This window comes from Terrisphaera buseokensis (assembly GCF_047521145.2).
In the GTDB taxonomy this organism is placed as follows: Bacteria; Verrucomicrobiota; Verrucomicrobiia; order Opitutales; family Opitutaceae; genus ER46.
In genome coordinates, this window is the sequence record NZ_CM134186.1 from 6,350,709 (window position 1) to 6,368,093 (window position 17,385).

15 protein-coding genes are annotated in these 17,385 nt (G+C 65.5%); 6 read left to right on the top strand and 9 right to left on the bottom strand.

What is annotated here, in order from left to right; translation table 11 throughout:
• Positions 1 to 270 precede the first annotated feature (270 nt).
• Positions 271 to 1,419 (bottom strand): hypothetical protein, encoded by a 1,149-nt coding sequence (locus ACLJEU_RS23875; protein ID WP_414664008.1) that lies wholly within the window; start codon positions 1,417 to 1,419, stop codon positions 271 to 273.
• Between the two features lie 174 nt (positions 1,420 to 1,593).
• Between ACLJEU_RS23875 and ACLJEU_RS23880 the strand changes: the two genes are divergently transcribed.
• A complete protein-coding gene (locus ACLJEU_RS23880) occupies positions 1,594 to 2,379 on the top strand; it encodes a hypothetical protein (protein ID WP_414664007.1) in 786 nt (261 codons plus the stop codon).
• Between the two features lie 102 nt (positions 2,380 to 2,481).
• Here ACLJEU_RS23880 and creC read toward each other — a convergent pair whose 3' ends face one another.
• The 4 genes from creC to ACLJEU_RS23900 all read right to left on the bottom strand — a co-directional run bounded on the left by creC (position 2,482) and on the right by ACLJEU_RS23900 (position 5,910).
• Positions 2,482 to 3,852, bottom strand: coding sequence for a two-component system sensor histidine kinase CreC (gene creC, locus ACLJEU_RS23885; RefSeq protein WP_414664006.1), 1,371 nt, complete (start codon positions 3,850 to 3,852; stop codon positions 2,482 to 2,484).
• A gap of 28 nt (positions 3,853 to 3,880) precedes the next feature.
• Complete coding sequence (gene creB, locus ACLJEU_RS23890; RefSeq protein WP_414664005.1) at positions 3,881 to 4,636, bottom strand: two-component system response regulator CreB; 756 nt, start codon at positions 4,634 to 4,636, stop codon at positions 3,881 to 3,883.
• Between the two features lie 78 nt (positions 4,637 to 4,714).
• On the bottom strand, positions 4,715 to 5,305 hold the full coding sequence (gene purN, locus ACLJEU_RS23895; RefSeq protein WP_414664004.1) for a phosphoribosylglycinamide formyltransferase: 591 nt from the start codon (positions 5,303 to 5,305) through the stop codon (positions 4,715 to 4,717).
• Positions 5,306 to 5,433: 128 nt separating this feature from the next.
• Positions 5,434 to 5,910: an adenylyltransferase/cytidyltransferase family protein gene (locus tag ACLJEU_RS23900; protein WP_414664003.1), complete on the bottom strand. Its 477-nt coding sequence runs from the start codon at positions 5,908 to 5,910 to the stop codon at positions 5,434 to 5,436.
• A 76-nt stretch (positions 5,911 to 5,986) separates the two neighbouring features.
• On the opposite strand from ACLJEU_RS23900, the gene ACLJEU_RS23905 reads away from it, so the two are divergent.
• From ACLJEU_RS23905 to ACLJEU_RS23915, 3 genes are all read left to right on the top strand, one after another.
• Complete coding sequence (locus ACLJEU_RS23905) at positions 5,987 to 6,982, top strand: sugar ABC transporter substrate-binding protein (protein WP_414664002.1); 996 nt, start codon at positions 5,987 to 5,989, stop codon at positions 6,980 to 6,982.
• Between the two features lie 180 nt (positions 6,983 to 7,162).
• Positions 7,163 to 8,731 (top strand): sugar ABC transporter ATP-binding protein, encoded by a 1,569-nt coding sequence (locus ACLJEU_RS23910; RefSeq protein WP_414664001.1) that lies wholly within the window; start codon positions 7,163 to 7,165, stop codon positions 8,729 to 8,731.
• Between the two features lie 103 nt (positions 8,732 to 8,834).
• Positions 8,835 to 9,968, top strand: coding sequence for a sugar ABC transporter permease (locus tag ACLJEU_RS23915; RefSeq protein ID WP_414664000.1), 1,134 nt, complete (start codon positions 8,835 to 8,837; stop codon positions 9,966 to 9,968).
• A 148-nt stretch (positions 9,969 to 10,116) separates the two neighbouring features.
• On the opposite strand, the gene dnaJ is transcribed toward ACLJEU_RS23915, so the two are convergent.
• The 3 genes from dnaJ to ACLJEU_RS23930 all read right to left on the bottom strand — a co-directional run bounded on the left by dnaJ (position 10,117) and on the right by ACLJEU_RS23930 (position 12,997).
• The gene (gene dnaJ / locus ACLJEU_RS23920; protein WP_414663999.1) at positions 10,117 to 11,277 is read right to left on the bottom strand and encodes a molecular chaperone DnaJ; all 1,161 of its coding nucleotides are present in this window, start codon (positions 11,275 to 11,277) and stop codon (positions 10,117 to 10,119) included.
• 66 nt (positions 11,278 to 11,343) lie between these two features.
• Positions 11,344 to 11,925 carry a nucleotide exchange factor GrpE gene (locus tag ACLJEU_RS23925; RefSeq protein ID WP_414663998.1) on the bottom strand — a complete coding sequence of 194 codons (582 nt, stop codon included), beginning with the start codon at positions 11,923 to 11,925 and terminating at the stop codon, positions 11,344 to 11,346.
• Between the two features lie 85 nt (positions 11,926 to 12,010).
• The gene (locus ACLJEU_RS23930) at positions 12,011 to 12,997 is read right to left on the bottom strand and encodes a type I phosphomannose isomerase catalytic subunit (protein ID WP_414663997.1); all 987 of its coding nucleotides are present in this window, start codon (positions 12,995 to 12,997) and stop codon (positions 12,011 to 12,013) included.
• A gap of 102 nt (positions 12,998 to 13,099) precedes the next feature.
• On the opposite strand from ACLJEU_RS23930, the gene ACLJEU_RS23935 reads away from it, so the two are divergent.
• Complete coding sequence (locus tag ACLJEU_RS23935) at positions 13,100 to 15,670, top strand: DNA translocase FtsK 4TM domain-containing protein (protein ID WP_457795301.1); 2,571 nt, start codon at positions 13,100 to 13,102, stop codon at positions 15,668 to 15,670.
• A gap of 122 nt (positions 15,671 to 15,792) precedes the next feature.
• The gene (locus ACLJEU_RS23940) at positions 15,793 to 16,602 is read left to right on the top strand and encodes a helix-turn-helix domain-containing protein (protein WP_414663995.1); all 810 of its coding nucleotides are present in this window, start codon (positions 15,793 to 15,795) and stop codon (positions 16,600 to 16,602) included.
• Positions 16,603 to 16,745: 143 nt separating this feature from the next.
• Here ACLJEU_RS23940 and ACLJEU_RS23945 read toward each other — a convergent pair whose 3' ends face one another.
• Complete coding sequence (locus ACLJEU_RS23945) at positions 16,746 to 17,381, bottom strand: hypothetical protein (RefSeq protein ID WP_414663994.1); 636 nt, start codon at positions 17,379 to 17,381, stop codon at positions 16,746 to 16,748.
• Positions 17,382 to 17,385 lie beyond the last annotated feature (4 nt).

Consider the following 17,385-nt stretch of genomic DNA (forward strand, 5'->3'; position numbering starts at 1 on the left):
TGAACGCCGGCCTCTTCCCTCAGACGGACTCACGCAGTTGAAGGTTGAAAGGTGAAAGTTGAAAGAACCGGAAGCAGACCACCACTGTCGCTTGGGTTCGAATTCAGTCTCGCATCCGTCGGTGGAAACCTGCCCGCGCTCAAGGACCATTGGCTGCCGCTGGCAATTGGGGGCTTTCAACCTTCAACTTTCACCTTTCAACTGCATGGTGCCTGCTCAGATCACTTCCGCACTTCTCTGAAGAAACACGCGCGACAATGATGACCAGCGTCAGTCTTTCGGCAGCTCACCGGTCCAGCGCTGCGGATGCAGCACGAGCGCCGCGACCGCGTAACGGCGGTCGTCGTCGTACTCGATCCCAAAGAGATGGATCCACGCTTCGGTAAACTCCCGCCGGTGGCCCACGAGGATGGATCGATCGCCTTCAGCCGCTTTTATCTCCCATTCCACCCCGGCCGGCGGGTTGCCCGTGGCGAGAGCATCAAGTTCGCCCCACTCCGCGGCACTGACGCTCAAATGTTCGAGGCCGGGGCGAAGCGTGGCCGCATCCGCCAGGATCTGACGCGCCCGCGCGGTGAGACGAGCCACGGGCAGGCTCAACACGGACGCCGGTTCCGCAAAAAGCACCTCGGGGAACTCAATCGCGCTCCCTTCCGGCCAGAACGCCTCGCGCTCCACCCCGGGTAGCACGCCCACGGGCGGTTCAGGCCGGAGGATGGGCGGCGCACTGCCAGGCGGATAAGCGTGATACTCGTGCACCCGCCACACTGTGGGCTGCGCGATATGACGCGCCAGAATCGTGCGACCGCCCGGCCAATCCTGCGGGGTGGTTTGCCGCCAGCCGTCCCAATGATGCTTCTTCATCGGATCCCACAGCTCGACCGCCGGGCGGCACACGTTCTCGATGGCCACGTCGACTCGGCGCAGCGACGGCCACAGGGGCAGTTTCCCACTGAGTGGCAGCGCCCCGATGCCCTCCCGGCGAAAACGGCCGGTCAGCGCGTCCCGTTCGGCCACGAGTCCGAAACCGTGGGGAAGAATCGGCGTATCCGAAGTCCAACGACCGAACTCCACGCGGCCCACGCGCACCGACTCCAGCCCGTAGGCGCGATACTCCTCGTCGGGCGCTCGCAACGGCACCGCAAACGCAATCCCGGCCGCGGTCGCGGTCACCGTTTGCCGGGCAACGAAAAACTCGTCGCGCTGGACCGTCACGAGATCATTCGACCCGATGCGAAAGACGGAGCCGAGCAGGTGAAAGTGCCGCTGCTTGCGGACATCGCGTTCGCGGTGAGCGGAATACCTGCTCTCGACCATGACTGACTCTCCCGCAGTCACGAGCTGGCGCAGCGTGAATTCGATGCGAGCCTCAGGCAGTGGCGACGAGAGCGGGTGGAGACCGGAGGGAGAGGCGTTCATGGACGCGAGCAGGAGGGCCGGAAAAAGGAGAAGAAGCAGGGGGCTGCCACGCATGTCGCATCATTCCACAAAAGTTTCGGTGAGGCCATTGGCCGGACGGCCCAGTGACTGCAGGCTTGGGGTTTGGGATACTGGCTCGTCCTCATGCCCCTGTCTTCCAGCTTCCTTGTCCTCATGTCACTCCTCTCGATCTTCGAATCCAAGCCGCGCGCCACCGACTGGCCGGCCACGCTGTCCGACCTGCGCGTTGAGTTGAAGATCGAGGAACGGACCGAGCGCGGGTACGACACCCGCGACGCCGTTTATGCCTCGATCCACGCGGTGCTCCGGCATGCGAAGGGCCGGGACATCGAACGCGGTGATGCGCGAATCGAGGTGAATGGCGTGCCGCTCGAGTTTCGCGTCAGGACCGGCAACTACTACGATCGTTATCCCTATTACCATCTGCCGGACAGCAGCCCGCTCACGGTCGCTCCGGGAACCGTTTACCGCTTCGTGCTGATTGCACCGGATGGAAAGCGCCACGCGTTGGGCGAGGTCACCACGCCGGCGGCCCTGCAGATGGAGCAGATCGCGTTTCCCCGCCAACGGCCCGCCCACGGACCGGTCATCATTGCGTGGAAGGATCTCGCGGAGCCGGCCCGGTTGACGCTGTTTCGCTCCGATTTCAGGCGCGAAGCCGACGGCAACGAAGTCCACGTGGCGGGCAGCGCGAACGATCCCGCCGCGCTGCGCCGGGAGATCGGCGGCGGCCTGATTCGTCGCCGCAGCGGCGACTGGACGATCGCGCCCGATTTTCTCGCGAACCGCGAGGGACTGGCGCTGGAAACCCTCGGCGCCGAAGTGCGGGTCGAACACGCCGGGCGGATGGAAAAGACCTTCGCGAAGGAGAGCTCCATCCAGGCGACCCGGTTGCTCGTGCTGCGGATGGAATTTTCTCCGCCGCAGGCGGCGCGCTAGCCGGACTCGGGAGCGCAGGCGTCCCAGCAGCGACCGGGGGCGGTCGCGGTCCCAGGCCATCCAGGGACACTCGGTTGCCTTACCGCGCATTCGCGGGAGCGCCTACGTCAGCGGCAACGTCAGCATCGCCCGCGCGCCGCCTTCCGGCCGGTTCTCCAAACGCACGTCGCCGCCATGCAGGCGCGCGATTTCGCGCACGATGCTGAGGCCCAGGCCGCTGCTCTTCCGCCCGGTGTCGGGCCGCGGCAGCGAGTAGAACCGCTCGAAGATTTTTTCGATGGCGTAGTCGGGCACGCCCGGCCCAGTGTCGTCGACGATCACCCGCACACCGTGCGCGTCGCGCTGCAACGTGATCGTGATCGTCCCGCCCACCGGCGTGAATTCGAGCGCGTTCTGCACGAGATTGCCCACGCCCTGCTCCAGCAGAAAACGTTCGCCGTGCACCGTCGCCGGCTCCCCGGCCGCGCAGGACAGGGTCACGCCGCGCTGCGCCGCCACCGCCCGGGCCGCCGTGTGCACATCGCGCACGACGCCGGCGAAATCGATCGCCGACATCGCCACCCCCGCGCGCCGCGACTCCAGCGCCGCAAGTTCCAGCAAACGCTCCACGATCTGCTGCAGGCGGGCCGATTCGGCGCGCAGGTTGCCAAGAAAACGCTGCCGGTCGGCCTCCGGCGGATTTTCCGCCAGCAACTCCGCCGCACCGCGAATCGATGACAGCGGGGCCTTGAACTCGTGCGCCAGCGCCTGTGTGTAGCGCTCAACGTAGGCTTTGCCCTCGAGCGTCACGCGCATGTCCTCGAACGCCCGCGCCAGCGCCGCCACTTCGCGCGCACGCGATTGCGGCGGCTCCGCGGGCCGGCCATCGCGCACGGCGAGCGCATAGTCGGTCAGGCGCTCCAGCGAATGCGTGAGCTTCGACGCAATCCACCATCCCGCAGCCACCATCATGGCGGCGATCGATCCGAGCCAGACCACGATGCGCCACCGCGCCTCCCGAATGCCGTCGACCACACTGGCCAGCGGCCGCCCCACGCCCACCCAACCGAGCAGTTCACCCGCGCGTCGCACCGGCGTGGCCACGCACAGCTCCGTCCCGGCCACGGCCACGTTGGAAATTGTCTTCTGCCCGGCGGCTGCAACGGCTCCGTCCGTCACGGTCCAGGCATAGTGGATACCGACATCCCGCTGGTGCGCGGAGTCGAACACCACGCGCCCCGCGCGATCGCAGGCGAACACGCGCAGCAGATCGGCCTTTGGCGGCAGCGTCGCCAGCTTGCCCGGCCACGCTTCGCCCGCGGGCAGATCCTCCGTGACATACGCTCCGAGAAAGAGCGCCGTATCGCCCAGCGTGCGCCGCATCGACTCGACGTAGCGCAACCGCACATCGCGAAGGACGAATCCCATCATCCCGGCAAAACCGATTGCCGAGGCCCCCACGTAAACACCGAAGATCGCCGTGCGGATTTTCATGGGTGAACGCGGGCCGCCCCGACCGCATTCACGGAGCCCGGGGCGGGACGCCCGGGCTCCGGTCACGCAGCGAATACCCGAGCCCGCGATGCGTCTGAATCGGATCCACGTCCGGCGCGACCGCCCTCAGCTTGGCGCGCACGGATTTGATGTGGGCATCGACCGTGCGATCGAGACTGGCGCCGGGATCCTCCCACGCCGCCGTCATCAGCTGATCCCGGGAGAACACCCGGCCCGGCCGGGCCACCAGCGTCTTCAGCAAACGAAACTCATAACGGGTCAGCTCCAGCACGACCCCACGGAAAGCGATCAAACACCGCTCCCCATCCACCACGAACTCCGCGCCACCCCGATCCGGTTCGTCATCCCTACGATGACGAACGGCCGGGTCGCGTGCGGAGACGTCCACGGCCACCTGCGTGCGCCGCAGGATTGCCTTCACGCGGGCCGTGAGTTCGCGCGGGCTGAACGGTTTCACCAAGTAGTCATCGCCGCCGATTTCCAGGCCCAGCACGCGATCGAGCTCGGTGTTGCGCGCCGTGAGAAACAGCACCGGCAGCGACCAGCGCGCGCGAATCTGTTTGCAGACATCGAAGCCGCTGCCGTCGGGCAGGCCGACGTCGAGCACGACCAGCGCAAAGGGTTTCACGGTCAGCGCCGCCAGCCCCGCGCGCCCCGTGGCGCACCACTCCGGGGCGAAACCCTCGGTGCGCAACGCATACAGCAACGTATCCGCAATCGCCGGCTCGTCTTCGACAATCAGGATGCGCGGCAAATGCTCCATTGGCGTCGGATTGGCGTTTTGCTCAGCGAAACGGGGGCGGGGTGGCCGCGCTCCTGGAGGAAAACGCAGCGACGGTCCTCACAGCGTGGGGCGAAGGTCGCTGTTGCTGAGTCGCGCGATCACTGCCGGCAGCAGCGCGTGCTCGGCGGCGTGAACGCGCGCGCTCAACGTTTCCAGCGTATCGTCGTCCTCCACCCGCACCGCCGCCTGATCGATGATGGGGCCGCCATCCACTTCGAGCGTCACATGGTGCACCGTGCAGCCGGTGATTTTCACGCCGCGCCGGAACGCCTGGCCGATCCCGTCGAGTCCGGGGAAACTCGGGAGCAGACTCGGATGCAGATTGATGACGCGCCCCGCGAACTGCGTGAGAAACGGCGGCTTCAACACGCGCATGAAACCCGCGAGCACGATGAGGTCCGCCTGGCACGCGAGGATCGCCGCGATGTAATGCTGCTCGGCCGTGCCATCGAGCTTGGTCTTGTACGGCGCCGCGTCGAGGAAGTCGGCGGATACGCCGAACCGCGGGCCCAGCGCGAGAATGCCCGCGTCCGGTTTGTCCGCGTAAATCTGCACGACCCGCGCCGAGCAGAGCCGGCCCGCCTGCTGGGCTTTGAGAATGGCTTCGGCATTCGAGCCGCGACCGGAACCGAGGATGACGATGCGCATGATTTCGATCAGTGATGGATGAAACGAGGGCGGTGAGGCAAAGATCGGCTCCCGGGCCGGTCCACTGGTTAAGAACGTTCGCTCCGTTTGAAACTCTCAACGCTCATCCCTCAACTCTCAACTGGTTTTCAGATCTCCCCCGCCGCCTTGATCCGCGCGATGAGGTTCGTCGTGGAAAATCCGGGCAGGAACGGCAGAAACTCGATCCGGGCCCCGACCTCCTGCAACGCTCCACGCTCCTCGGGATTCAGTTTCTCGAGCGTGTAGTCTCCGGCTTTGCAATACACGTCGGGCCGCAGCGCGCGAATTTCTGCGGTCAGCCGCGGCTCGCGGAAAATCACAATGCCGTCGATGCAGGCGAGCGCCCCGAGCGCGTAGGCGCGCTGAAGTTCATCCTGGACGGGCCGCGACGGGCCTTTCAACGCGCGGACGCTGGTGTCGGCATTCAGCGCAATCACGAGGACGTCGCCGAGCTCCCGCGCCCTTTTCAGGTAATACAGGTGGCCCGTGTGCAACAGATCGAACACGCCATTGGTCAGCACCACGCGCCGGCCCTCGCGCCGGAGCTGTTCGCGCCACGCCACGGTCTCACTCAGGGTTCGCAATTTTGGGTTGTCGAGCGTCACGTGGTCGCAAGCCTCACGATTCCCTCGCGGATGTAAATCCTCCCCTCACCGCCCCATGAAACTTCGCTTCGCCCTCGCCGTTCTCGCCCTTGCGACCGCCGCCTTCGCCTCCAAGGAAAAACCCGTTATCGGGCTCTCGCTCGACACGTTGAAGGAGGAGCGGTGGCAGCGGGATCGCGACACCTTCATCGCCGAGGCCGCGAAACTGGGTGCGACGGTGATCGTGCAGTCCGCGAACAGCGACGACACGCGCCAGGTCCGCGACGTCGAGTCGTTGATCAGCCGCAAGGTCGACGTGCTCGTGATCGTGCCGCACAATGGCGCCGCCATGACGCGCGCGGTGAAATCGGCGAACGAAGCGAAGATTCCCGTCATCGCGTATGATCGTCTCATTCTCAACGCGTCGATCGACTACTACCTGACTTTCGACAACGTGAAGGTCGGCGAAGCCCAGGGCAGCTACGCGGCCGCGCGGCTGCCGAAGGATCGTCCGGCGAAGATCGTCCGGATCTACGGCGCGCCGACCGACAACAACGCGAAGCTCTTCAAGCAGGGCCAGGACAACATCCTTCAGCCGTTGATCCAGGCCGGCAAAATCCAGGTGTTGCACGAGGATTGGGCGCTCGATTGGAAGCCCGAGAACGCCAAGAAGATCATGAACGCCGCGATCACGAAGGCCGGCCGCGGCATCGACGCGGTGGTCGTCTCGAATGACGGCACCGCGGGCGGCGCGATTCAGGCGCTGCTTGAGGAAGGTCTCGCCGGCAAGGTGCTCGTCACCGGACAGGACGCCGATCTCGCCGCGTGTCAGCGCATCCTGCGCGGCACGCAGGCGATGACGGTGTACAAGCCGCTCAAGAATCTCGCCAGCCTCGCGGCCCGTGTGGCCGTCGATGTCGCCAAGGGCAACAAGCCGGCCACCAGCGCCACCCTCGACAACGGCGCGAAGCAGGTGCCGTCGATTTTTGAAAAGGTCATCTCCGTCGATAAGGAGAACCTCACGTCCACCGTCGTCGCCGACGGCTTTCACAAGGCATCTGATCTGAAGTAGGCGGATCTTGAGTGCAGGGGGAGAGAACCACGAAACACACGGAATACACGAAAGGGATACTTCGTCTAGCGACCGTCACGTCTGCCATCAGCGCGCGAGCATTGTCCCGCCAGCTCCTCCTTTCGTGTAGTTCGTGTGTTTCGTGGTGATCCCTTCCGTTTTCACGCCCTCTTCCCTCGCATGACGCCCCTCCTCTCCGCTCGCGGCTTGGTGAAGCGTTTCCCCGGCGTGATTGCGCTCAACGGCGTCGATTTCGACCTGCGCGCCGGCGAAATTCACGCGCTCTGCGGGGAAAACGGCGCGGGCAAATCCACGTTGATCAAGCTGCTGGCGGGGATTCATCCGCACGGCAGTTATGAGGGCACGTTGACGCTCGACGGCCGTGAGGCGGTATTTCACTCGGTGCGCGACGCGGGCGCGGCGGGCATCGCGGTGATCACGCAGGAACTCGCGCTCGTCGACGAGCTGAGCGTGGCGGAAAACATTTTCCTCGGCCGGGCCCCGCGGCGCGGCGTGCGCGTCGACTGGCTGGAGATGCACCGCCGCGCAGCAGTCCTGCTCGCCGACTTCGGGCTGTCGATCGCACCGGAAGCCCCCGTGCACACGCTCGGTATCGGTCAGAAGCAATTGATCGAGATCGTCCGCGCGACCGACAAGCAGTCGCGGATTCTGGTGCTCGACGAACCGACTGCGGCGCTCACGGAGCAGGAGGTAACGGTGCTGCTCGATCATTTGCGGCGGTTGCGCGCACAGGGCACGGCGTGCGTGTACATTTCGCACAAGCTCGGCGAAGTCTTCGCGATCGCCGATCGCATCACGGTGCTGCGCGACGGCGCGAGCATCGTCACGCTCGACCGTGCCGCCGCCACCATTCCGCTCGTCATTCGTCACATGGTCGGACGCGAGATCGCCGATCTGTTTCCCAAACGCACCGCGCTCGCGTCCACTTCGGGCGCGCCGCCCGCTGCCCCCACGGTGCCGCCGACCGCTCCGCTCCTCGACGTTCGCGACCTCCATGTCGCACGCGCACCCGGCGAACCGGCGTTCCTCCGCGATCTTTCCTTCTCGCTGCGACCCGGCGAGGTGCTGGGGTTCGGCGGCCTGATGGGCGCGGGGCGCACGGAGTTGCTGATGCATCTGTTCGGGGCGTGGGGCCATCGGATCAGCGGCACTGTGACGCTCCGCGGCGAACCCTGCGACCGGCTCAACCCGCGGGCAGCCATTGCGCGCGGGCTCGTGCTCGCGAGCGAGGACCGCCGGCGCTACGGGCTCATTCTCGATCAACCGATCGGCTTCAATCTTTCACTCTCCAGTCTGCGCCAGTTTGTCGTGGCCCCGGGCCGCATCGATGCGTCGGCAGAGCATGTACGCAATCAGGAGCTGTTCGATTCGCTGCGGATCAAGGCACCCGGCCAGCACGCGCGCGCCGGTGGACTTTCCGGCGGCAACCAGCAGAAGGTCGTGCTCGGCAAGGCGCTCATGACCGGGCCCGCGGTGGTGATGCTCGACGAGCCCACGCGCGGCATCGATGTCGGCGCGAAACTGGAAGTCTACGAACTGATCAACCGCCTCACCGCCGGCGGCAAGGCGGTCATCCTGGTGTCGAGCGAGCTCCCCGAGCTGATGGGCATGAGCGATCGCATCATCATGCTGGCCGAGGGTCGCATCGGCGGGGAATTCGCGCGGGGCGAGTTCAATCAGGAATCGCTTCTCGCCGCGGCGATGGGTCACGCTCCGGCAGCAGCATGAAAAACCGGATACAGCACGATGCGACACCTCCGGGAGCACAGGCGTCCCGCCGGCAGCCTGCGGATTGCACGCGGGATGCGTGCGCACCACGTTTTTTCCGCCGATGAAGACGCGCCCGCAGTTGCAGCACTTCGCGATGCCGCTCGCGCTGATCGGGATCTGCGTGTTCTTCGCGCTGCGCGAGAGCGCGTTTCTCGGGCCGCGCAATCTCACGCAGCTCATCGTGGAGTTCTCCATCACGGGGACGCTCGCGCTCGGCATGTTCATGATTCTGCTCACGGGGCAGATCGATCTCTCGGTCGGCAGCGGCGTCGGGCTCGTGGGCGGCATCGCCGCCGTGCTCGTGTTTCAACAGGGCTGGCCGGCGCCGGTCGCGATGCTCGCGGCGTTTGCCGTCGCGATCCTGCTCTGGACGCTGATGGGCACGCTGATTGTCCGGCAGCGGATTCCGTCGTTCATCATCACGCTCGGCGGGCTGCTGATCTTCAAGGGGCTCTTCTGGCTCGTGATCCAGAATTCGACCATCCCCGTGTCGCGCGGCGATCAGGACAATCTCTACTCGCTGCTGACGACCTATTACCTGCCGGCGTCGATCGGGCTCGGCCTCGCGGCGATCGTGCTCGCGACGCTGGGCGTCATGGCGTGGCGCGGGCGCGTCACGCGCGCGGCGCACGGCCTGCCGGTGCGATCGACCGGGAAGGAAGCGGCGCTCTGGCTCGCCACGACGGTCGGCGTGCTGGGCGTGGTGCTGATCTGCAACCAGTCGCGGGGCGTGCCGCTGACGCTGTTGATTCTTTCCGCCACGGCGGGGGCCGTCGCCTTCCTGACCCAGCACACGCCGTTCGGCCGCTATCTCTACGCCATCGGCGGCAACGAGGAGGCCGCGGTGCTGTCCGGCATCGCCGTCAATCGCGTGCTCGTCGGCGCGTACCTGCTGATGGGCGTGACGGTCGCGCTCACCGGTTTCATGACGACCGCCTATTCGGGCGCGTCGACGACCACCGTGGGCGATCTCATGGAGCTCGACGCGATCGCCGCGTGTGTGATCGGCGGGACGGCGCTGCGGGGCGGACGCGGATCGGTATGGGGCGTGATTTTCGGCGCGTTGATCATGACAGCGCTGCTCAACGGCATGACGCTCCTCGCGGTCTCGCCCGAAATTAAATTCATCGCCCGCGGTGCCGTGCTGACGATCGCCGTGTGGATGGACGTGAAGCTCGGAAGAGCCTCCCGCTAACCACGCGAATCAGCGCGAATTCAAGCGTGATAAACGCTTTCGAGCCAGCCACCGACCGGCCCCTACGGTCGGCTCGCGTACCTCGTAGTTGACCCGCCAAAATTCGCGAGAATTCGGGAGATTCGCGGGCGACTAACGGACCTCGCGCTTAGAAGAACTTCTTCGCCTTCTCGAAAAACGAGCGTGACGTCGGTTCGGCGGCGTCGCCGCTGACGCGGGCAAACTCCTCGAGAATCTTGCGCTGCTCGCTGGTCAGCGATTGCGGCACTTCGACCTGCACGCGGACAAGCTGGTCGCCCTGATGTCCGCCACGGAGACTCGGCATGCCCTTGCTGCGAAGCCGGAAGGTCGTGCCGCTGGGCGTGGCCGCGGGGATCTTGAGCGACGCTTTCCCGTTCAGCGTCGGGACATCGATCGTGCCGCCGAGCGTGGCCAGCGTGAACTTGATCGGAATCTCGCAGAAGAGATCCTCGCCCTGCCGCTCGAAGATTTCGTGTTCCTTCACGGAAAGCACGATGTAGAGATCGCCCGGATTGCCGCCGGCCTGGCCGGCTTCGCCGTTCCCGGACGAGCGCAAACGCGATCCAGTGTCGACACCTGGCGGGATGCGCACGTTGAGCTTCGTGTTCTTCGCCACGCGGCCGTCGCCGCGACACGCGGTGCAGGGCTTTTCCACTTTGACGCCCGCACCGCCACAGGTTGGGCAGGTCTGCGTGAAGGTGATGATGCCGCCTGAACGCCGGATCTGGCCGGCGCCGCGACAGGTGGAACACGTGATCTTTTTCGAGCCGGGCTCCGCGCCTGAGCCGTCGCAGCGTTCGCACGCCATGGCCTTGCGGAAGGAGATTTCCTTTTCCACGCCCTTGGCCGCTTCCTCGAGCGTGATCTCCAGGTCGTAGCGCAGGTCCGCGCCATCGCGCCCGCCGTCGCGGCCACCACCGCCGCCGCCGAACATCTCGTCGAAAATTCCGCCGCCACCACCGCCGCCGCCCTGCTGGCCGAACACTTCGCGGAAGATGTCGAACGGATCGTGGAAACCGCCGGCGCCACCGGCCGGACCGCGCGGACCCGCGCCGCCGCCACCTTCAAAGGCCCCCGCACCGTAGCGATCGTACGCGGCGCGCTTGTCGGGATCGCTCAACACCTCGTAGGCGTGCGACACCTTCTTGAACATCTCCTCGGCTTCCTTGTTGCCCGGGTTCTTGTCCGGATGAAATTGCACGGCCTTCTTGCGATAGGCCTTTTTCATCTCTTCGGCGGTGACGCCCTTCTGGACTCCGAGCAATTCGTAGTAGTCTTCCTTGGCCATGGTAAGTCGAAGCGACGGGATGCGGCGACGACGCGCGCCTCAGGGCGCCGCTTCGTCGAGTCCGGTTCAGCGTTTGTGCTCCTTGGCCGAGCCGCTGGAAACCACCACCGAGGCCGGACGCAGCAGCCGCCCATTCAGCGAGTAACCGGTGCGGACGACATTCAGGACATGTTCTTCCTTCACGTCGGAACTGGGCTGGTGGGAAATCGCCTCGTGTTGGTGGGGATCGAACGGCTGGCCGGCTGGATTGATCTCCTTGAGGCCATGGTTCGACAGTGCGGTTTTGAGCTGGGTCAGTACCATATCGACCCCGCCGATGAGCGACTTGAGGTCGGCATTCGGCTGCTTCGCCGCCTGAATCGCGAGCGCCAGCGTGTCCAGCACCGGAAAAATATCCTCCAGGACCCGTCCCGTTACGTTGGTGCGCAGATCGTCTTTCTCCCGCATCGCCCGCCGCCGGAAATTCTCCAGGTCGGCCGCAGTCCGCATGAACTTGTCGTAGTTCGTCGCCGCTTCCGCCTTGGCGGCCGTCAGTTGCGCCTCGAATTCCGGCGCGAAGTCACCCGCGGTCTGCCCCGCCTCGGCTCCGGCGGAGCCATCGGATGCGTTTTGAGGAGTGGAAGACGGATTGGTTTCAGGCTCGGCCATAATGCAAAAGAACGGAGAGCTAACTACGGCTTTCGCGTTTCTTCAAGCGTGGTGTGACGGCAGGGCGGGCGTCCGCCCTTGGCCGCTAGGCAATGCCCGCAAAATTCTCCGTGAGGAGCAGGATCGTCGTGGTATCGGCGGAAAGCGTGAAACTGCCCGCATACGGTGCGAGGACGTTTTCGCCTGGCCCGAGCTTCGGCCCGAACGGCGAGCGCGTGCCGCTGCTGTTTTCGCCGGCGACGCGGACCGTGCCACTGACCACGCTGATGAGCCGCGGCTGTTCGCCCGCCCGCAGGTGCACGCGTTCGCCCGCGCCCAGGACGATCCGACGAATGCGAAACTCCGCACAGTCCGCAATCACGCCCGACGTTGGCGCGGCGCGCACCGGCGCGGGCTCGAAGTCGGTCCAGTCAATTGAACGCAGCGATTGCTGGACGTGCATCTGGCGCGGCAGGCCGTCGAGTCCCACGCGCCCCCAGTCGTACACGCGGTAGGTCGTGTCGGAGTTCTGCTGGATCTCTAGGATCAGATTGCCCGCATCGATCGCATGCACCTGGCCGCTGTGCACCAGGATGGAGTCGCCGGCCGCGACGCGAAAATGATGGACGCACTGCTCGACGGTGTTGGTCGGGATCGCCTTTTCAAACTGCTCGCGCGTGACGCCCCGACGCAGCCCGACGATCAACTCGGCGCCGGGCGCGGTGTGGGCGATGTACCAGTTTTCCGTCTTGGGCTCGCCCTTGAGTTCGTCCGCGACTGCGGCCGGCGGGTGCACCTGCAGGCTCAGCCGTTCCTTGCAGTCGAGCCACTTGACCAGGATCGGAAACGGTTTTCCGACCGGCCAGGCCGGGCCCATGATGTCGGCTGCATGCCGGCTCAGTACGCTCCGCAGCGACTGTCCGTTCAGCGTGCCGCCCTCGACCACCGACTGCGCTTCGGTCCGATCGACCACCTCCCAACTCTCACCGATCGGTGCGTTGCGCGGCAGCACCCGGCCCAACGTGGTTTCCAAGGCGCGACCACCCCACACGCGTTCCTGGTACAAGGGCTGGAAACGAAGCAATTCGCGCATGCTGATAACGAGTTTTTTGTGAAAAGGAGCCGGGGGTATTTACAATTGACCGTCTGCCTTCATACCGTGGAGTCCGCACCGATTCGCGGTCGGTCCACACAAATGCCCAAGTCAGAGACTTCAAACTCAAACACCGGCCCGTCCTTTCAAGGCCCGCGGTACCGTCCCAACTGGGTGGGAGCGCTGCTCTGTTTCGTGGCCGGTGCGTTTCTGACGGTCGCCTTGGTGGACTACGATCCGCTGCAGGTCGGACTGCCGTTTCGCTCGACGACGGTGGCTGCGAAAAACCTGATGGGCTGGCTCGGCGCCGATGCGGCGTGGATCCTCTTCTTCTCCATCGGCGTCAGCACGTGGCTGGTGCCTGTATTCCTGATCTGGATGCTGTACGTGTCGGTCCGCAACTCGAAGCACTTGTCCGGCACGCGCACGATCGCGATGATCATCGCCTGTGCGTCGTTTGCCGGCCTGTCCGCAATGTTCGATGCGGTGAAATGGGGCAGCGATTACTTTCCCTTCGGTTACGGCGGCTATCTCGGGCGCCTGCTCTATCAGAAACTCCTGGCCGATGCGCTCGGGCCGTTCGGTTCGGGTCTGATCTTTGGCACCGTATACGCCGGCGCGCTCCTGTTCATCTTCCTGCGCGATATCGGCGCCGAGTTTGAAAAATTCGCCTCCAACTTCAGCGCCTGGCGCGCCGAACGTGCGGCCCTGAAGGCCGAACTCGTCGAACAGCGCAAGCGCGACAAGGAAACCAAGGCGAAGCAGAAGGCCGCCGCCGCCAGCCTGGCCGCCACGCCACCCGGCCGGGGCTTGACTACGCCGCCGCTGACGGTGGGACCGAACACCGGCAAGAAGACCTTTGTAACGAAGCCCGGCGAAGGCCCGGTGCTCAAGGGACTCCCGCCGCGCCCGGCCGAGCCGGCCACGCCGGAGCCAACGCCCGCCGCCGCCAAAACCGATGAGCCCAAGCCCGAGGCCCCGGCCAAAGGATCGGCGAAGACCGTCGCGCCGTTCAAGCCCGAGCCCACCAAAGCCGCCGTGGGAGCGACCGCGACCGACACCAAGCCGCTCGCCGTGGCGACGGGCCGGGTCGAGCTCAACATCGTCAAGCCCGAGGAGCCCAAGAAGGCCACCAAGATCACGCTCCCGCAGAGCGATGACGCCAACTACCAGTTTCCGCCGCTCAATCTGTTGAAGGAACAGGTCAAGCCCGCCTCCAGCAACAGCGAGGAGGAACACCGGCTCAACGCCGAGAATCTGCTCCGCATCCTGAGCGAGTTTGGCGTCGAGGTGACGCTTGGCGAAATCCACGTCGGACCCGTCATCACCCGTTACGAAGTCGTCCCCGCCGCCGGCGTGCGCGTTGAAAAAATCGCGGGCCTCGACAAGAACATCGCGCTCGGCATGCGCGCGCAGTCGGTCCGCATCCTCGCCCCGATTCCCGGCAAGGCCGCGGTGGGCGTCGAAGTCCCCAATCTGAACCCGACGCCCGTCGGCATGCGGGAGCTGCTCGAAAGCGAGGACTGGTCCGGCATGAAATCGGAGATTCCGATCGCGCTGGGCAAGGACGTCTCCGGCAAGCCGCTCGTCTCCGATCTGTCGAAGATGCCGCATCTGCTCATCGCGGGCGCCACCGGCTCGGGCAAATCGGTCTGCATCAATTCCATCGTCGCCTCGATTCTCTATTCGAAGAGCCCGAAGGATCTGCGCCTGATCATGGTCGACCCGAAGGTCGTCGAATTGAAGATCTTCAATTCGCTGCCGCACATGCTCATTCCGGTCGTCACCGAGCCGAAGAAGGTGCCCGCCGCGCTGAAGTGGCTGCTGGGTGAAATGGAGCAGCGCTACCAGATTTTCGCGAAGGCCAACGTCCGCAATATCGTCGGCTTCAACAGCCGGAAAAAAGGCGAGAAGCCCGAGCCGTTGCCCGAGGCGCAGGCGGCATTGACCGGTGTCGATCCGCTGGCCGACGACGGCATCGAAGTCCCCGATCGTCTTCCGTACATCGTCGCGATCATCGATGAGCTGGCCGACCTCATGATGGTCGCGCCCGCCGAGATCGAAACCAGCATCGCCCGCCTCGCGCAGCTGGCGCGCGCCGCCGGGATCCATCTCATTATCGCGACGCAACGTCCGTCGGTGAACGTCATCACGGGCGTCATCAAGGCCAACCTACCCTCGCGCATCGCATTCCAGGTGGCCTCGCAGGTCGACTCGCGCACCATTCTCGACACCAAGGGTGCCGACACGCTGATCGGCCGCGGTGACATGCTGTTCTCCCCGCCCGGCACCTCGCGCCTGGTGCGCGCGCAGGGCGCGTTCGTCTCCGACGAGGAAGTGCAGGCCATGGTGGAGTTTCTCAAGCGCAACGGCCCGCCCCAGTACGCGCAGTCCGTCCAGCAACAGATTGATCGGGCCGCCCGCGAGGAAGAGGAAGGCGAGGAGGGCGGCGGCGACGACGGCGATCTCGGTGACGATGGCGAATTGTATCAGCAGGCGCTCGACGTCCTGAAATCCACGAAACGCGCCAGCACCTCGATGCTCCAGCGCCGGCTGCGCATCGGCTACAATCGCGCCGCGCGCATCATGGAAATCATGGAGGAGAAGGGCATCGTCGGACCGGAAAACGGTTCGAGCCCGCGCGAGATCCTCGTCGATCTCGACGCGATGTGAGGCGGCCGCGATCGCGCGGATTCGCGCGGATCAGGCGAGCGGTCGCGAAACGGTGCACAACCTTTCGCGCTTTTCGCGTGTTTCGTGGTGACTTCGGCTCGTCCCCTTTCTAAGTCAACTCCATGCAGACCATCGGCGAACGCCTTGAGGAAGCGCGCAAGAAAAAGGGCATCTCCATTCGCGAAGCAGCCGAGGCGACCAAGATTCGCGGCGATTACCTGCAGAAATTCGAAGGCAACCACTTTGATATCGGCCTGACGGAGATCTACACGCGCGGCTTTCTGCGCTCGTATTCGAACTACCTGAAGCTGCCGGCGGATCGGATCCTCAACGACTACGCGGCGCTGGGTCGGGGCGACGCCCGGCCGCGTCAGCCAAGCCGCGAAGTGTACGGCCGGATGGATATTTCCGTCGCCACCACCGAGGCCGGTGATCGCACGCCTCCGCCCACGGAGCCCGCACCCGAACCGTCCCACGCGAACCGCGGCCCGGCGCGGCCGCGCACCGGCAGTTCGCTGCCGACGGGACCGGATCCGGCGGTCGTCTTCAAGTACGTGAAGATCGGCGGCGCCGTGGTGATTGTCATCATGCTGTTCTTTGTGGTGAAAGCCCTGTTCACGGGCCGAAAGCCGTCCCCGAGTCCGACTCCGGCTCCCGCCGTTGCCACGCGCGGCCCCACGTTCGGATTGGTCGCGCTGAGCCCGCTGCAGGTCACCGTCCGCAAGAAAAATTCCGACGGCAGCGATGGTGAATTCCTTTTCTCGGGCCAGGTCACGCCGGGCGACACCAAGATCGTGTCGCGTCCCGGCGCCGTGTACATCGAGGTCATGGCTCCCGGCGCCACCGAGAACCTGCTGATCGAGGTGAACGGACGGCGGGTTCCGATGGGTCTGCCGCCGGGCGAACGCCGCGGCGAACTCCCCGCGCCGTAAGAGCGTCTGCCCCGGCGCGCTGGCTTTTGTTCGTGGCTACGAGCGCCAGCGAGTGGCCGCACGGCGCTGCAAACAGAGCGGCCAACGCCACTCGCGGGCGCTCGTAGCCACGGGCAGACACCCACGGCGGAAAGCGAGAGGAATCAGCGAAACGCCACGGGCGGCCCCAGCACTTCACGCAACACGAAGGCCCGACGCAGGGCGTTGGGATTCGCGAGATCGGCCGTCACCAGATCACGCGCGGCGGTGCGTAGTGCCGGTTCGGATGCAGCGAGGATGCGCTGATCGCTCGCGACGTGCGCGGCGCGACGTTGCACGACGGCCCGCTGATCCTCGAGTTCCTTGAGCCGGTCGGCGAGCTGCTGCTGGCGTTCGATCTCGGCGTTGTTGCGCGTCTCGACGTACGCCGGCCGCGGCGGCGGCTCGGCCGGCGGCTGCGCGCGTTTCTGCAATTCCTCAAGCATGCGACCGAGCGGGCCGCCAAAAAGCTCGGGCAGCTGCGTGGTCTGCGGACGCGGCGTCGGGGCCGGTTCGGACGCCCGCTCCAACGGCGGTGGCGCCGTCGGGGCCACCGGTGCACTGCCGCCACGCCGCTGGGCGATCTGGCGTCGAATCTGTTCCTGCACTTCGCGCACACGACGGGCCTCGGCGCTCTCGTCGTGCTCCGCCTCGTGCTGCGCGCTCGCCTTTTTCGCGTTCAGGAATGCGCGCAGGATCTGACTGATGAAAATCACCAGAAAGATCACCACGCCGAGGTTCTTGAGAATCCAGTCCAGCATTGTG

Coding starts and splice junctions, on each gene's coding strand:
- ACLJEU_RS23935 (WP_457795301.1), top strand. CDS start 13,100: ATGCCCAAGTCAGAGACTTCAAACTCAAACACCGGCCCGTCCTTTCAA.
- creC (WP_414664006.1), bottom strand. CDS start 3,852: ATGAAAATCCGCACGGCGATCTTCGGTGTTTACGTGGGGGCCTCGGCA.
- ACLJEU_RS23945 (WP_414663994.1), bottom strand. CDS start 17,381: ATGCTGGACTGGATTCTCAAGAACCTCGGCGTGGTGATCTTTCTGGTG.
- purN (WP_414664004.1), bottom strand. CDS start 5,305: ATGCGCATCGTCATCCTCGGTTCCGGTCGCGGCTCGAATGCCGAAGCC.
- dnaJ (WP_414663999.1), bottom strand. CDS start 11,277: ATGGCCAAGGAAGACTACTACGAATTGCTCGGAGTCCAGAAGGGCGTC.
- ACLJEU_RS23915 (WP_414664000.1), top strand. CDS start 8,835: ATGAAGACGCGCCCGCAGTTGCAGCACTTCGCGATGCCGCTCGCGCTG.
- ACLJEU_RS23875 (WP_414664008.1), bottom strand. CDS start 1,419: ATGAACGCCTCTCCCTCCGGTCTCCACCCGCTCTCGTCGCCACTGCCT.
- ACLJEU_RS23940 (WP_414663995.1), top strand. CDS start 15,793: ATGCAGACCATCGGCGAACGCCTTGAGGAAGCGCGCAAGAAAAAGGGC.
- ACLJEU_RS23930 (WP_414663997.1), bottom strand. CDS start 12,997: ATGCGCGAATTGCTTCGTTTCCAGCCCTTGTACCAGGAACGCGTGTGG.
- ACLJEU_RS23880 (WP_414664007.1), top strand. CDS start 1,594: ATGTCACTCCTCTCGATCTTCGAATCCAAGCCGCGCGCCACCGACTGG.
- ACLJEU_RS23905 (WP_414664002.1), top strand. CDS start 5,987: ATGAAACTTCGCTTCGCCCTCGCCGTTCTCGCCCTTGCGACCGCCGCC.
- ACLJEU_RS23925 (WP_414663998.1), bottom strand. CDS start 11,925: ATGGCCGAGCCTGAAACCAATCCGTCTTCCACTCCTCAAAACGCATCC.
- creB (WP_414664005.1), bottom strand. CDS start 4,636: ATGGAGCATTTGCCGCGCATCCTGATTGTCGAAGACGAGCCGGCGATT.
- ACLJEU_RS23910 (WP_414664001.1), top strand. CDS start 7,163: ATGACGCCCCTCCTCTCCGCTCGCGGCTTGGTGAAGCGTTTCCCCGGC.